This is a genomic window from Paenibacillus rhizosphaerae (assembly GCF_014192015.1).
In the GTDB taxonomy this organism is placed as follows: domain Bacteria; phylum Bacillota; class Bacilli; order Paenibacillales; family Paenibacillaceae; genus Paenibacillus_AQ; species Paenibacillus_AQ rhizosphaerae.
Genome location: NZ_JACHXJ010000002.1, coordinates 1,688,566 through 1,703,960, shown reverse-complemented (window position 1 = coordinate 1,703,960; position 15,395 = coordinate 1,688,566). Strand labels below are relative to the sequence as shown.

The following is a 15,395-nucleotide window of genomic DNA, read 5'->3' as shown; positions in this document are numbered from 1 at the left end:
TGCTTGGTCTTTGGAAGTGACATTCATTTCAATTGGGTCGTTAGTTTCAGAATCAAATACTGTTGTTACAAGTGGCCCTAATCTAATTTCGTATCGACCTAAAATCAAATTGTTAAACCTCCGTCAAATGGTTAACTCCAGAATAACAAGCTTTCCAGGTGAAATAAAGATTGAACTATCCTGCCGTTAGCGTAATGAAGCTGCCGATCAGCACCGGCAGCTTATTCTTGACCGTTTATTCAACTATCGTTACCCGTTAGTTTAATAAGTATTGCTTGATGATTGGTAAATCGGGTGGACTGATTTTAGATGGGATTTCCTTAGAATCAAAAAAGCGTAATTCCATCACTTCTTCTCCATCCTTTTCTAAAGTGCCGATATAATCATTACATAGATAAGCGGTCACAACATTATACACTTCGTCACCATGAGGATATCTGTAATAAAACTCGTTGCCTGAAAACACATCAAACAATGTTAATGAGTTCGCGATTAAACCCGTCTCCTCAAATAGTTCTCTCTTAGCTACATCTGGGAGGCTCTCTCCTGGTTCTAATGAGCCGCCAGGTAACCCCCACAAACCATTGTCGGTTCTACGTTGTAATAATAAACGATTCTTATCGTCGGTTAATAACACACATGCACCAGCCATGATTACGGGGTGTGTGCCTATAAGCCGTCTTAATTCCATAATATAACCCAAGATGATTGCTCCTCTGAAAGTGGTATGATTTGAATTATTATTTCGTAGTAGAATGTCTATGTTCCTGTCTATTCCTTACTGAAGTTATTGCGATATCCTGCCCGTTAGCTAAATGAACAATGGAGCAGTTGCCATCGGCGGAATTTCTTTATTTGTTGAATTTGACACTCGTAACCACTCACTTCATAGTCACATCGGGAATGCAGTCGGAAATGACATCAAGCTCTTGTCAAAACGAAATGGCATAAATTTGATGTCATAAAAACAAAAAAAGCCGCTTAAATAGCGGCATTAAATGATACTATACTTTAGTCGATCGATGGTTTTTTTGTTTAACATCTGAGGCCACCAGATGAACACCGGTAGAGTTCTTGTCATTAGATTGCATCGCATTAATGATTTTATTTAAGCAGTGCCTGACTCGCGAATCGAAACCTTTCGCTGACCAGATGGCCTGCCCTCCGCTGGAACGATAGTGGGTCTCGTGCGTTCCACCTCTGATATGCGCTGCAACAGCCGATCCCGAAGCTTCGCGGCCACATCGTTGTAGCTGTCAAGACCAACCAGGTTTGTTAATTCGTACGGGTCAGCCTCCAGATCGTATAGAAACTCTTCCACGTATACATCCGATGCCGCATCGTTCCATCCATCCTTGTCGGGCGCCGTAACGCCGTACTTCCACCGCGGCGTCCGGATCGCGCGAGCAACTTGAGTTTCGCTGATTTGCACGAATACGTCGTTTGGTCCCTTCTCTTCTTTATGGCGGATCGTCGGAAGCAGCGATCTCCCTTCCATTTCTGAGGGTACCGGAATGGAAGCCGCTTCAAGCAAAGTAGGCGGGAGATCCACGAGACTGACCAGTCGTTGCAATCTGCCTCCCCCGTTGAATCCTGGTCCTATGAGGGCAGTCGGCACGCGGATCGAGCTGTCGTGGCAGGACCGCTTGTATTCCAAGTTTCGAGTCTTGAAATGACAACCGTGGTCAGATGTGAATAAGATGATCGTATTATCGGATAACCCCAAGCTACGCACTGCATCGATTAGCCTGCCTAGCGCTTCGTCGAGGCGCTTAACCATACCGTAATAACCACCGAGATGCTGCGGTGCGCTTCCGCCGAGCGCCGCCAAATCCGGCGGCATCCATTTCCCAGTATAAACGCCCTCGTAGCCGATTGGTGCAGGATAATTGTCCAAGTGATTCTGGTGATGCGGCTCAATATACGAGAGAAACAAGAAGAACGGGTCATGCCGATGCTGGTCGACATATCGGATGGCCGCATCCGTGAGCGCGTCCACCCGATAGCCCGGCAGCTTCACCGCTTCGTTGTCACCGTTATACATTACGGTATCGTAACTGTCTGACGTGAACTCGAGCAGGTTGGAGGCAAGCCAGTAATCATAACCTCCACGCTTTCCGGTGGGGACCGGCTCTTCGTCAGCGAGGTGCCACTTCCCGATATAACCGGTATGGTAACCGGCCGCGGAGAAATGGTCGGCCAGGGTGTCGTGTCCCGCGCTAAGCGGGATGCCGTTCCGATAGCTGCCCGTCGTCGTTGCATATTTGCCGGTCTGCAGGCAGGACCTGGCCGGACCACAAACAGGCTGGCAGGTAAAGGAATACGCCGCGTGGGTACCTTCCTGCGCCATACGGTCAAAATTCGGAGTGAGGCCCAGTGGATTGCCGTGAACGCCCGTTGTGTCCCAGCGCTGCTGGTCCGTGAAGAACACGATCACATTGGGCTGTTGTTGATTCGTACGCATAAACCGCTCCTTCGTTGCCATTGGCCATTATTTTTTTGTGCCGTAACCGTTCCCTTCATTCCAACCCTGCGACTGCATGAGTGATGCCGCTTCCTGCTTCGCCACCTCGTTCATCTTGCCGAGGAAGGCGTCGAGCGACAGCGAACCGTCGAGATAAAGCTGCCCGTCCTTCCCAAACGTATCATACAAATTTTTGCTGAATGCCGGTCCGAACAGGTTCATCTTGAATGGTTCGTTAACTGCAAGAAACGGTTTGATGTTGTCGGGGAACTCGGCGTCCTTCAAAACCGGCACGCGGTACAACTGCTCAGCGATTTCCTTCTGAACAGCCGGTGAAGTCAGGTACATCAGAAAATCGAGGGCTGCCGCTTTCTTCTCTGCCGAGATCGTTTTTGGCATAACATAGACACCGTCAGGATTGCCGGAAGCCACTTCGTAATATTTGCCCTCTGCCATCGGGTGGTTCTCCTTCGTAAGGTAAGGCACCCGCATCACACCGTAATTCATACCCTCCAGCTGCTTGATGAAGTCGGGCGAGGCAAGCGTCATCGCCGCGTCGCCGCGGAGGAACATCTCATTCGCGTCGTCCACGGTGATGCCGTTGAACCCTTTGGGCCAATAACGGGTCCAATCCTTCAGGATAAGGAAAACGTTTTTCCACGGATCCTTTGTGAAATCGAGAAGGCCGCCTTCAATCGCAGCGACGATTTCATTAGAGCCAATCAACTTGTTTTTGTCCAAATCCATTTGAGGGATAAGTCGTTCGACCGTCTGATCGGACAAATACCGCAGCATCCAGTCGGGACGGTCGCCACCTTGCTTGGCAAAGCCGATCGCCATCGGCGTAATGCCCTCCTTCTGGATTTGATCCTGTACAGCCAGAAAGTCGTTCCAGGTTTCCGGGAGCGCCGACACGCCGGCTTTCTCGAAGAGATCCTTGTTGTAGAAGAGTCGGATCGTCCCAGAATACGTAGGAATGCCTGCATATTTATCGGTACCGGGAACGAGCATGTTCGCCATGACGGTATCGGACAGTGTATCGCGCCAATCCGCGCCACCGTTGTACGGATTCGGCTGCGACAAATCGCTGGTCAGGTCCACGACAAGCCCTTTTCCATAGTCTTCCTGCGACCATAAGTACTTGGACTGGAATAGATCCGGCGCATTGTTGCCGATCAGCTGTGTCGTGACCCAGGTACGTTGTTCTGTCCCGTTCTCCCCCCAGTTCGCCAGTGTCAGATTCACTTCGGCCTTGGCGTTCGGATCGGCATTATAATCACGGATGAGCTTCTCATAAAACTTGTTGTCGTCCTCGATTTTGCTTTTGCTGGTCGTGAAGTTGATGATGGCTTTGGTGCTCTGCACTCCGCCGGGATTACCAGATTGGCTCGCATCCGTGCCGAGAGGCGCCTCGTTATTCGCGCAACCCGCAAGCAGGGCAAGACCAATCGCCAGAATCACGGGGGTTTGCAAACGTTTCAATGACATGGTTGAGATTCTCCTATCCTAAGTATTAGGTTGGTGCTATAAAACATTAAAGCAAAGCGTTACTCTGTCGTGAACGAGTGCCTCTCACCTCCTATCCAGAATCGTGGCTTGAACGATCAGCCTTTCATAGCGCCGGACGTTAGACCAGAGATAAACGGCTTGGTTGCGAACAGAAACAGGACGAGAAATGGCAAGGAAGAGAATACGTATCCAGCTAACTGCAGCCCCGTTCCCTGTTCAACCGTACCGGAGATCTTGCCAAGCACCAGAATAACCGGCTTCAGCTTCTCGTCGGAAATGATGACCAGCGGCCAGATGTAGTTGTTCCAGCCGCTGATGGCCGTCAGAATGCCAACAACCGAAAGGATCGGCTTCGCCAGAGGCAGCGCAATTCGACCGAAGATCCGCCAAGAGCTGGCCCCGTCCAGTTGCGCCGATTCAAACAAGCCGGCCGGCAGCCCCGCCAGAAACTCGCGGATCAGCATCGTGCCCATCGCGGAGCCGACTGCGGCGGGGGGCAGGATTTGGCCGCTGTACGAATTCAGCAGCCCCATCGACTTCACCAAGGTAAACTGTGGGACCAGCAGCAAGAAGCCCGGAATCATCATCATCATGATAACAAGTACGTACAGCGCACCCTTCCCGGGAAAGTCGTAAGCAGCGAAAGAAAAGGCAGCCATGGATGATAAGATGAGTACCGTAAGCACGATACCGATGGCAACGACAAATGAATTCAGCATATATGGCAGCAGGTAATCGGCAGCGGTTTTGTAATTGTCAACGTAAAAGTTAGTAGGCCAGCCCCAGAAATGCTTGTAGATGTCCATACGGTGTTTCCACGAATTGATTAAGGTCATATAGAACGGAAATATGGTGGCAAATAGCAGCACCGCCAAGACGGCATAATGGACAATTGACCGGAAGGTCGTTCTTGCAACCATAAGCATCCCTCCTAATCCGATGACTCGGAAGATTTAATTAGCTTCTGTACCGCTTGCGTCAGAAGCAAAATACCAGCGAACAGCACAATCCCAAGCGCAGACGCGTACCCCATCTCGTTGTACGTGAACGCCCGGTCATATAGATAGAGCGCCGGTGTCAGCGAAGATTCGCCGGGTCCGCCTCCTGTCAAAATCAGCGGAAGTTCGAAGTTTTGTAGTTGTCCGATGATCACGAGTAGCGAGACGAGGCGGATTTGTCCACGGATGAGCGGCAACTCCAGGTATCTGAATCGCTGCCAGACGTTCACGCCGTCAAGGCTGCCGCTCTCGAAGAGCTCCGCCGGAATATTCATCAGACCGGCAAGATAGATTAAGAAATAGATGCCGCCGATCCATGGGAAATTGTAGAAAATCAGCGCCCATAGCGAGGTCTCGCTCTCGCCCAACCAGGCATGGGTCCAGCCGTCCAAGCCAATCTGCTTTAACAGACTATTGAGGATGCCATTCTGTCCGTCGTAGATCCAGGTCCAGATTTTGATGACGACGAGGCTTGGTACGATTAACGGTACAATGAACAGCACACGGGCCCATTCCGCCAGCCGCTTGCGCCGAATATGAAAGACGAGCACGGCAGCGAGCAACGGAAGCGTCAGCGATTCGATCAGCGCGCCGGCAGTCAACGCGATGACATTGTCTATCGACCCTAGGAACGAGTCGTCATGGAGCACCTTGGCGTAATTCGCAAAGCCGACGAACCGGTTGACGTTCGCGCCGTTCCAGTCGAAGAACGATTTCTGCATAGCGATTAAAAGCGGACCGTATTTGAACGTGCCGAGCAACGTGAAAACCGGAATCAGGAAGAAATAGGCGTGACGAACGCGCCACATTTTACGAAGTCGTCCAATTTTGTTCATCTTGGCGTCCGTGCTCGGTAGAGCGGTTGACATGGGCTTCATTCCCCCTTAGTAGACGCGCGCACGATTAACCGCGCCGGCAGTAACTTTTGAATTCGAACATAGTCGTCTTGCCTAATCAGTTCATCGAAAACGATGACGGCCGTTCTTCCGATGTTCGCAATCGGCTGGTGCACCGTCGTCATCGGTGGATTCATCAGCGGCGATACGTCATAGTCGCCAAAGCCTGCAATAGCAATGTCCTCCGGTATGCGCAGTCCCAGAACCTGAAGCTCGCCACTGACGGCCAGCGTGCCTCGGTACGTCGTACAGAAAACGGCGGTGGGCTTGATTTCTTCCATCACTCTCTTGACCGTATCCTTAACTGGTTCGCGATAAGCATTCAACTCCTGAATCCAGCTGGGGTTGACTTCGATGCCCTCCTGCTGTAACGCTTCGTAATATCCCCGCACCCGATCTGCATCGCACGGGTGAATGACAGGCGCATGGAATAACACGATTCTTCTATGACCCAGCTGGAGCAAATGCCGCACGGCCTGCCTGCAGCCATCGGCGTTATCGACGTCGACCCAAGACAGGTCGGTTTTCGGGTAGGCTGCGGCTACGACGACGTGGGGAATTCGACTCGCGACTAGCGCCTGTGGCAGGGAAGATTGGAGAGGCGGATTAATCACGATTAAACCCTTTAATCCGTTTGATCGGCAAAAATGCGCGACTGAACCAGCATCCTTGAAGACTTTGCCATGATAGGGAACCAATGTCAGGTACAAATCGAGCGTATAGGCTTTCTCCATGATCCCGTTCATGAGCTCGCCCATGTATTCCGGTAACGATACCACTGGCGTTACGATACCGATCATTTCCTGACGATTGGTAACGACAGTAGGCTGGAAGCCATATTCGTTCATGAGGCGAATCACTTTCTCTCGCGTCTTCGCATTGACGTCGGGCTTGTTGTTGAGAATGCGGGATACGGTAGAAACCGACACGTTGCACAACTCGGCGATTTTTCGAATATTCATGAAATTTCCTCCTCCTTCTCATTTTCGGAACGTTTTCGGTACAGTACCGAAAAACGCAAAAAAGGAGACATCGCTTCAATCGCGTGTCTCCGGTGATCCGGTTAACTAATGTTAAATTTAATAATACCTATTTATTTTCTTGGTTTATTGTAACAACTCTAATAAAACCAGTCAACTTGATTTTCGAAAGACTGCTCCCTCCGATGAAATTGCGGTTTTACAGCCCAAGCCACATTTTCGAGACGATTCCCCCCCATTTTTTAACAACTTCAAGAAATTTTCAATGGTCTTAACAGCAAAGAACCGCTTTTTGGATCAACGGAGTAATACCCCGGTTCATTATAGGCCGGGGTATCCTCCTTCACTCCTCTTCTTCCGCGATCACAAGCACAGAGGCACTTGCCCGTCTGGTCGGTCCATTATCAGAAGTGAAAGTCACCGGACTCGTGATTGTGGTATTTTCTTTTACATCCGGAAGGATAAACGATACATGGAGCGTTTTTCCTGTGCCAGGGTCTAAACGGTCAATCTGTTGTTGCACGCCCAGCAGCGGAGCGATTAATTTTCCGTTAAAGAGCGTGATGTTTCCTGTGTTCACGACTTGAATGGTGAAAATCACGGTTTGCCCCGGCCGGCCTTGATTCGGGTCTACCGTTTCGGTCAGTTGAGCATCGGCTACTTGGGCCTCCACAATCACCTCGACCGATGCACTTGCCGTTCTGAACGGCCCGTTATCCGATGAGAACGTGACCGGACTGATGATCACTGTGGTTTGATTCACGTTCGGAAGGACGAACGGTACTTGGATGGTTTCGATTGCACCAACTTCGAATCGTGAGATATGAAATTGGATGCCCAAAAGCGGGGCAGTCAGTACTGCGTTGGTAAGCGCGACGTTTCCCGTATTGCGTACCTGGATGGTGAAAATCACGGTTTCCCCCGGCCGGCCTTGAGCCCGGTCGACCGTTTCGGTCAGTTCGGCATCCGGGATCACTGTCGTGTTAATGAATACCGTCTCCTGCTGTAGCGGGGTTTGATCAGATATGATCGTGACGATGTTCGGGAATACCGTCCCGCCGGTCGTCCCTGCCGGAATCGCAAAGGGCAGGTTGAACACACGCTGCTCGCCGGGCGCCAGTGACGCGATGACGGTCCGGAAGCCGACAAGCGAATCGGAGACACGGATGTGCGTAACCGTCCGGCCTGTTACATTCGTGATCGTGATCGTCTTGATCACCGTCCTTCCCGGGTTCGCTGTTGACGGATGGCCCTGAACGTCCAATTCCAGCAGGACTATCGGATCGGCGACCGTGACGCGTGTTTCGCTTTGCGCCGGAGGAGAACCCGGAGGCTGCTCCGTCCAAGTAGCGGTCACGCGGTTCGCTATGACGGTTCCGTTCACTGCCGTTACGGGGATCGTAAATGCAAAAGTTACCACTGCCGTATTGCCCGGCGCGATCGCCGCAATTGTCTCCATCGTTCCCGTCAGCGAATCGTTGACGACCACATTCGTCGCCGGATTGCTGCCGGTGTTCGTGACCAGTACTGTATAATGAACCGTTTCGCCTGGCGCTGCCTCATTGCGGTCCGGAAGCTTCAATACCTCCAGCGTCGTTTCCACCCCTAGTGCTGATTCTACGACGACCTCAACCGTCGTCTCCAGCGGCGTCGTTTGATCGGACGAAACCGTGATCGTGTTGGTGATGACACTGTCAGCAGGTGCATCCAATGGCACGGTGAACGTCACGGTTCGGGTAATCGTTTCGCCCGCAAGCAGGACCGCTACCGTTTCGCTCAGGCCCAGCAGCTCATCTGTCAGGATTACATTCGTCTGCGGAATGCTCAGCAGGTTCGTTACCGTCAGCGTATACGTGATCGTCTCGCCAGGGAAAACCGCGTTGCGGTCCGGCAGCTTCTGAATGACTAGAGACGGAACGGGGAATGCCTGCACGACGACATTGGCCGTCGTCTCTATTGCCGGCGTTTGATCCGACGAAACCATGAACGTATTGATAATGGTACTGCCCATTGGCGTACCCACAGGTACGGTGAATGTCGCGGCTCGGGTGGTCGTTTCGCCCGCGAGCAGGACCGGTACCGTTTCGCTCAGGCCCAGCATCGCATCCGCCAAGACTACATTCGTCTGCGGAACCGCCAGCAGGTTTGTTACCGTTAGCGTGTAAGTGATCGTCTCGCCAGGGAAAACCACATTGCGGTCCGGCAGTTTGTGAATGACCAACCCCGGTCCGGGCGCCGACTGTACGATAACCTCGGCCGTCGTTTCCAGCACCGGCGTTTGATCCGACGAAGCCGTAAACGTGTTGGTAATGGTACTGCCAATCGGCGTATCCAATGGTACGGGGAACGATGCAGTGCGGGTAATCGTTTCGCTCGGTAGCAGGACCGGTACCGTTTCGTTCAGGCCCAGCAGCGTATCCGTCAGGACTACATTCGTTTGCGGAACGGCCAGCAAATTCGTAACCGTCAGGGTGTAAGTGATAGTTTCGCCGGGAACCACTCCATTGCGGTCGGGAAGCTTTTGAATGACCAATCCTGGCCCGGGCAGAGCCTGCACGGCGACCTCTGCCGTCGTAATCAACTGCGGCGATTGATCCGACGAAACCGTAAACGTGTTGGTGATGACACTACCAGCTGGCGTAACCGGAGGAACGGGAAACGTCTCGGTGCGGGTGATCGTTTCCCCAGGTAGCAGGACCGGTACCGTTTCGCTCAGACCCAGAAGTGGATCCGCCAAAACTACATTCGTCTGCGGAATGGGCAGCAAATTCGTAACCGTCAGCGTATAAGTGATCGTCTCACCAGGAAAAGCTGTATTACGGTCCGGAAGCTTGTGTAGAACCAGAGACGTGACGGGAAATGCTCGTATGACCACTTCGGCCGTCGTTTCCTGCGGCGGCGTTTGATCCGACGAAACCGTAAACGTGTTAGTGATGACACTGCCAGCAGGCGCATCCAATGGCACGGTGAACGTCACGGTTTGGGTAATCGTTTCGCCGGAGAGCAGGACCGGTACCGTTTCACTCAGGCCCAATAGCAGATCTCTAAGGATCACATTCGTCTGTTGTCCGACCATTAGATTCGTGACCGTCAGCGTGTAAGTGATGGTCTCGCCGGGAAAAGCCACCGCCAGGTCCGCCTGTTTGCTAAGCGAAAGCCCGGCGCCCGTAACAGTTACGGTGGATTCGACCTCCTGCGTTCCAGCCTCCGCCGAGGTAACCGTAAGCAGGTTGACGATATCCGATCCGATCGGCGTTCCCTGCGGTAGGGTGAAAGGGATCGTCAGCTCCGTGGTCTCTCCGACTTCAATCGTCCCAAGCGTCTGATCAAGCCCGAGCAGCGGATCAGCGAGCCGGATACTGGTCAGCGGAACGTTGCCGATATTCGACAGCGTGATCGTGTAGGTAATCGTCTCGCCCGGCGTGACGGTTAAGGATGACGGCACCTTGCTGACCCCTAGCAGCGGGCGGGCTGATACGGTCACTTCGGCGCTGGTGGTTACAGGTTCCGTCTCATTGCTCACGGCCGTAACCGTATTGATGTACGTCTGCGGCGGCGACTCCAGCGGAACAAAGAACGGCACATGCAAAATATCCGTCTGTCCAACCGCAATCAGGGGAATAACGGTGCTAAATCCGGTTAAATCGTCCGTGACGGATATGTTCGTTAAATCGCTGTTCCCGCTGTTGGATAGGGTTATGGTGAACGTAACCGTTTCTCCCGGAGGCACCGCGGTGCGGTCTGCGGTTTTGGTCAGCGTGAGGCGCGGAACGGCGAGGACCTCGACAACCGCACCCACGGTCTCGGGTTCAGGCAGATTGTCAGCGGTAACCTGTACCAGGTTGGCAATCGTGACTCCGGCCAACGCTTCAGGCGGGATGACAAACGGCCAATTGATCGTGACCGTTTCCCCCACCAAAATTTCGTTGATGGTTTCATCGAGCCCGATGAGCGGATCGGTAATCCGTACGTTGATCAAGCCGACATTTCCCATGTTCTGGATGGTGATCGTGAAGATGACCAATTCTCCCGGGGCCGCGGCGGGTGGGTTCACGGTCTTGGTAAGCAGGAGGGCAGGTGCTTCCGTGACGAGGATTTCCGACTTTGTAAATTGCGGTTCAGGAATTTGATCGGATATTACCGTTACGACATTCGTAATAAATCCCGGAGGTGCTTCCGGCGGAACATGGAAGAAAACCTCGAAAATTTGCACTGCAAATGGAGGCAATTCAGGCAGCACTGTAAAAAAGCCGAGCTGCGGATCCTCAATCCTTACATTCGTAAGCGTCACGACGCTTGGGTTGGTTATTTCGATAAAAAAGGTCACCGTCTCTCCCGGTCGGACTTCGAATCGATCCGGAAATTTCAGTAATGATATCTCTGCATTCGCTCCGATCTTCGTAACGAAGGAATCGCCCCCTCCGGCTAAAGATTGCTGAAACGCTCCCGGTGTGATCGGATAATTCAGAGATACGGTTTGTCCCGTCAGGTAGGCGCTGCCTGAACCATCAACCGCAATGCTCGTAGCACCGTCGTTCGAACTGCCGCCAAAGTAGGTAGAAAAGACAAGTGAGGAGCCGGTTACGTCGAATTGGGTCAAGTAAACGTCGCTTCCCCCAGATAATGTTGGCTGAATAGAGTCTGGCGTGACGGGAAAATCACTAGAGCCGGTATTCCCCGTCACATAAGCGCTGCCTGCGAGGACCTCGATTCCGGTTCCGTCTTCACTCCCGCTTCCGCCAAGATAAGTAGAATAGACAAGCGAGGTACCATCCGAACTCAATTTGGTCACAAAAACGTCCGAAACGCCGCCAAAAGAGGGCTGAAACGCGCCTGGGGTGACTGGAAAATCAGCCGAAAAGGTAAGCCCCACTATATAAGCATTGCCTGAACCGTCAATAGCGATGGCTTTGCCGGTATCACTCCCGCTTCCGCCTAGGTAGGTGGAATACATTAGCGCGGTACCTCCGGCATTCAATTTGAATGCGAAGGCATCTGCACTTCCAGCAGACGCGATCTGAAACGCCCCCGGCGTGGTCGGAAAATTAGCGGAAAGAGTGCGTCCCGTCACGAAGGCGTTGCCTGAACCGTCGACTGCGATACCAAAACCTTCATCAAGACTACTGCCGACAAGGTAGGTGGAATAATCAAGCGCGGTGCCATCGGCGTTCAGCTTTGTAACGAATACATCGGCCAAAGCGCCTCCACCCGTAGTCTGAAATGCCCCTGATGTGGTGGGGAAATTGGTGGATGCTGTTGACCCCGTTACGTAAGCGTTGCCCGTCCCGTCAACAATGATCGCATTGCCGACATCCCCGGAACTGCCGCCAAGATAAGTAGAATAGACGAGCGCGGAGCCGTCGGCGTTCAATTTGGTTACGAACGCGTCCGAGCCACCGCCCAATAGAGTTTGTAAGGCGCCGTTGGTAACGGGAAAATTAGTGGATTGTGTTTGCCCCGTCACATAGGCGTTGCCTGCACTGTCGACCGCGATGCCAAAACCGATCTCAAGGCCGCTGCCGCCAATAAACGTAGAATAAACAAGGCCGGAGCCATGGGCATTCAATTTGGTCACGAAAGCGTCCGAAGAGCCGGCAAAGGTTGCCTGAAAGGCTCCCGAAGTGAGCGGGAAATTGGAGGAAACCGTTTGTCCCGTCACATAGGCATTGCCTGCACCGTCAACCGCGATGGCAAAACCGGTCTCCGTACCACTGCCGCCCAGATAGGTGGAATAATCAAGGGCCGGATCAATGATCAAAGCATAGCCGGGATGGAATTCGTCGATTTCGAATCCGTAGACACACGTGCCCGGTTCGCTTTGCTTGATCACAAACCGGCTTTCCACGGCTGCCCTTTTACCCGCAATCTGCTGAAAGCTTACGGGGCGTTCCTCAGTCAAGACACCGAACGGGGTATGAATAAGAAGATTTCCTTCCTTGTCCAAAGATAATCGGTCTGCGCCGCGGTAGGCGAATTGAATGCTGTCCAGTTTGGCTTCGGGCTGAACAACAAGTTCGTATTTCAGCTTTCCGCCCTCTCCAAAGAAGATCATATCGACACCTTGCCATAGCTCCCGATAGATAATTTCCCGGTAAGCGGAGAGACCGGTTTGCCACTTTGCAGGATCGTTTCCGAGCAAGTAGTTGATCTTCTCCAGGCCTTGGCGGCGAGCTTCGAGCTTTACTGCCGGGCTAGCGCGGAGAAATTCCAAGGAAAGTGCCCGCCCTTCCCGCTCTTCACGTGCATCCCCATTGAACACAAATATAGCCTCTTTGGGAGTAAAGCCAACCCCACATCCCAATCGATTTGCTAAAAATCGTATGTTTGCACTAGCTTGGCCGGTATTGGCAACAAAGGCCAAAGGAAGTTTATTGTAATTTTCAGTAACGGTTCGCCGATGGGTTCCAACAGTTGACATGAATGGGCCTCCTGAATAGGTATTTGCATATAATATATTCACCGAGTGCCATCTGGTACTTCCTCACAAAAGATAAACAATGCACATAATTTAAAAGGAGTAATTTCAAATCATAAATTAAAGCAGGGATTAAATGAACAAGTCAATACACATGAACATAGGACAGGGGCTGAAAAGCAATGGCGAATGAATCGGTGAATACTTATGCAGGTTTGTCCGCCGCCATCAGCAGCGCACCTGCCGATGGTACTCAATTTACGATTGAAGTGACCGGAGATATTTCAAACTTCGGAAACGCGCTTACGATTGCAAGCGGGAAGAACATTGTCATTACGTCGGACGCCAATGGCCTTTGGACATTAACCAAAAGCACGAGCGGGTTTCATTTTATCGTCAACGGAACCTTGACACTTGAGAACATCTTGCTGAATGGGAACTGGAACGGTGTGACTACCACCAGCAGATTCGGCGGTGTAACCGTTGGCACCGCCTCGATCGCCGGCGGGGTTCTTTATTTGAATGCAGGTGCCGAAGTGTTCAACTGCTTTACCAGCACAGCTGCTGAAGGAGGTGGAATTACCTGCGTCAATGGGGGCACGGTGATCGTCGATGGCGCGACGATCCGCGATAATACGAAGACAGGGACTAACGGCGGCGGCGGCTTTTACGTGAACGGGCCTGCGAGCATTTTTATCATGAACGGCGGAATCATCACCGGAAATAGAGCCACAAGCAACACAACCGGGAGCGGCGGCGGTATCAGCGCAACCACTTCGAGCTCGGTGACCATCAACGGCGGCCTCATAAGTAGGAACACGGCAGCCATTAACGGCGGCGGTGTAAGCTGTGGAAGCGGCGCAGGCTTTACGATGGCTGGCGGGACGATTAGTGAGAATACATCTTTGAGCATTGGCCCTACAGGAGACCCGTCATCTACTTTCGGCGCCGGCGTGTTCGTCTCCAACGGTCCCTTTACGATGACTGGCGGTACCATCAGCCGTAATATTTTGCCTAGAGGCAACGGAGGCGGCATTAGCATCAATTCCACCATCGCCGCAACCTCTGCCTCCATCCTTATCAGCGGCGGCACGATCTCCGGTAACGAAACCACATCCAGCGGCAGCGGCGGAGGGATTTACATCAATTTATCCGCAACCACGGCCGTTGCCGTCTCTATCAGCAGAAGCACAATCAGCGGAAACAGTTCGGCAATCAACGGCGGTGGCGTTTATGTCAATTCATCCACAACGGCTCGCGCCGCCATAATAGTCAGCGACAGCGATATCATCGGCAACCGAACTAACAGCAACGGTGGCGGCATTTATGGCGGAAATTTCAGTACAATCGAAATTCATGACAGCACGATCAGCAATAACGTATCAACTGCCAGCAATAGCACGAGCAACGGCGGCGGAGGCATTTTCGGGAACACAAGCAGTCAAATTACCGTTGGCAGCAGCATCATCAGCGGCAACTCAACGACCAGTAATGGCGGCGGCATTTACGGCGGCGGTGCCTCCAGTCAAGTTAACGTTATCGGAAGCAGAATTTTCGAGAACTTGGCGACTGTCAACGGCGGAGGCATTTTTGGTTTTAACAACTGCCAGATAACCGTCACCGGGGGCGCCGTCATCGGAGGCGAACAAGGCAACAGGGCCGGCAATGGCGGAGGTATATGCGGCTTCGGAGGGGCTAGTGGACCGTCCCTCGTCACCATTGACGGAGCTGCGGTTGTCGGTAATGTGGCTAGCACGAATGGCGGCGGCGTCTATCTCACGGGCTCCTCAGGCAATGTAAGTATCTTGGTGATGGAAAGCGGAGCGATTGCCGGCAACACAGCTCTAAACGGCGGCGGTATCCATACAGGGGGCACGACTTATAATAATCTGACCACCGGCAGCGGAGCCGTGTTTGGCGGCAATACGTCAACTGCGGCGTTTCTCCCACCAGCCAACGCGGCCTTTGTGCATCCCAACATCCTCTTCGCTAGTGCTAGCATTGCCAATCATCCGGTCAACAACTACGACATCAACTTTATAAGCGGATAACTTCTCGACTATCTGTGATAAACGACGCCGGCAGAGCACTTGTTCCACCAACGAGGGCACCCCATCGGGTGCCGTTTTTTTC

8 protein-coding genes are annotated in these 15,395 nt (G+C 52.6%); 1 reads left to right on the top strand and 7 read right to left on the bottom strand.

The window, feature by feature from the left end:
* Positions 1-256 precede the first annotated feature (256 nt).
* The 7 genes from FHS19_RS16330 to FHS19_RS16300 all read right to left on the bottom strand — a co-directional run bounded on the left by FHS19_RS16330 (position 257) and on the right by FHS19_RS16300 (position 13,265).
* Entirely contained in the window at positions 257-703 is a 447-nt protein-coding gene (locus tag FHS19_RS16330; protein ID WP_183582800.1) for an NUDIX hydrolase, read from the bottom strand.
* Positions 704-1,108: 405 nt separating this feature from the next.
* Entirely contained in the window at positions 1,109-2,464 is a 1,356-nt protein-coding gene (locus FHS19_RS16325) for a sulfatase family protein (protein ID WP_183582799.1), read from the bottom strand.
* Positions 2,465-2,491: 27 nt separating this feature from the next.
* Complete coding sequence (locus FHS19_RS16320) at positions 2,492-3,952, bottom strand: ABC transporter substrate-binding protein (protein ID WP_183582798.1); 1,461 nt, start codon at positions 3,950-3,952, stop codon at positions 2,492-2,494.
* A 116-nt stretch (positions 3,953-4,068) separates the two neighbouring features.
* Positions 4,069-4,893 (bottom strand): carbohydrate ABC transporter permease, encoded by an 825-nt coding sequence (locus FHS19_RS16315; protein WP_183582797.1) that lies wholly within the window; start codon positions 4,891-4,893, stop codon positions 4,069-4,071.
* A gap of 11 nt (positions 4,894-4,904) precedes the next feature.
* Positions 4,905-5,840, bottom strand: coding sequence for a carbohydrate ABC transporter permease (locus FHS19_RS16310; protein WP_183582796.1), 936 nt, complete (start codon positions 5,838-5,840; stop codon positions 4,905-4,907).
* Positions 5,841-5,845: 5 nt separating this feature from the next.
* Entirely contained in the window at positions 5,846-6,829 is a 984-nt protein-coding gene (locus FHS19_RS16305) for a LacI family DNA-binding transcriptional regulator (RefSeq protein ID WP_183582795.1), read from the bottom strand.
* A gap of 361 nt (positions 6,830-7,190) precedes the next feature.
* Positions 7,191-13,265, bottom strand: a complete 6,075-nt coding sequence (locus tag FHS19_RS16300) for a CLIPPER-2 domain-containing protein (RefSeq protein ID WP_446686412.1) — start codon at positions 13,263-13,265, stop codon at positions 7,191-7,193.
* 179 nt (positions 13,266-13,444) lie between these two features.
* Here FHS19_RS16300 and FHS19_RS16295 point away from each other — a divergent pair, with 179 nt between their 5' ends.
* Positions 13,445-15,313, top strand: coding sequence for a beta strand repeat-containing protein (locus FHS19_RS16295; RefSeq protein WP_183582793.1), 1,869 nt, complete (start codon positions 13,445-13,447; stop codon positions 15,311-15,313).
* Positions 15,314-15,395: the final 82 nt, after the last annotated feature.

Bases quoted from the DNA above. Each gene is read 5' to 3' on its own strand.
- FHS19_RS16310 (WP_183582796.1), bottom strand. From the start codon at position 5,840: ATGTCAACCGCTCTACCGAGCACGGACGCCAAGATGAACAAAATTGGA.
- FHS19_RS16315 (WP_183582797.1), bottom strand. From the start codon at position 4,893: ATGGTTGCAAGAACGACCTTCCGGTCAATTGTCCATTATGCCGTCTTG.
- FHS19_RS16320 (WP_183582798.1), bottom strand. From the start codon at position 3,952: ATGTCATTGAAACGTTTGCAAACCCCCGTGATTCTGGCGATTGGTCTT.
- FHS19_RS16300 (WP_446686412.1), bottom strand. From the start codon at position 13,265: ATGTCAACTGTTGGAACCCATCGGCGAACCGTTACTGAAAATTACAAT.
- FHS19_RS16305 (WP_183582795.1), bottom strand. From the start codon at position 6,829: ATGAATATTCGAAAAATCGCCGAGTTGTGCAACGTGTCGGTTTCTACC.
- FHS19_RS16295 (WP_183582793.1), top strand. From the start codon at position 13,445: ATGGCGAATGAATCGGTGAATACTTATGCAGGTTTGTCCGCCGCCATC.
- FHS19_RS16325 (WP_183582799.1), bottom strand. From the start codon at position 2,464: ATGCGTACGAATCAACAACAGCCCAATGTGATCGTGTTCTTCACGGAC.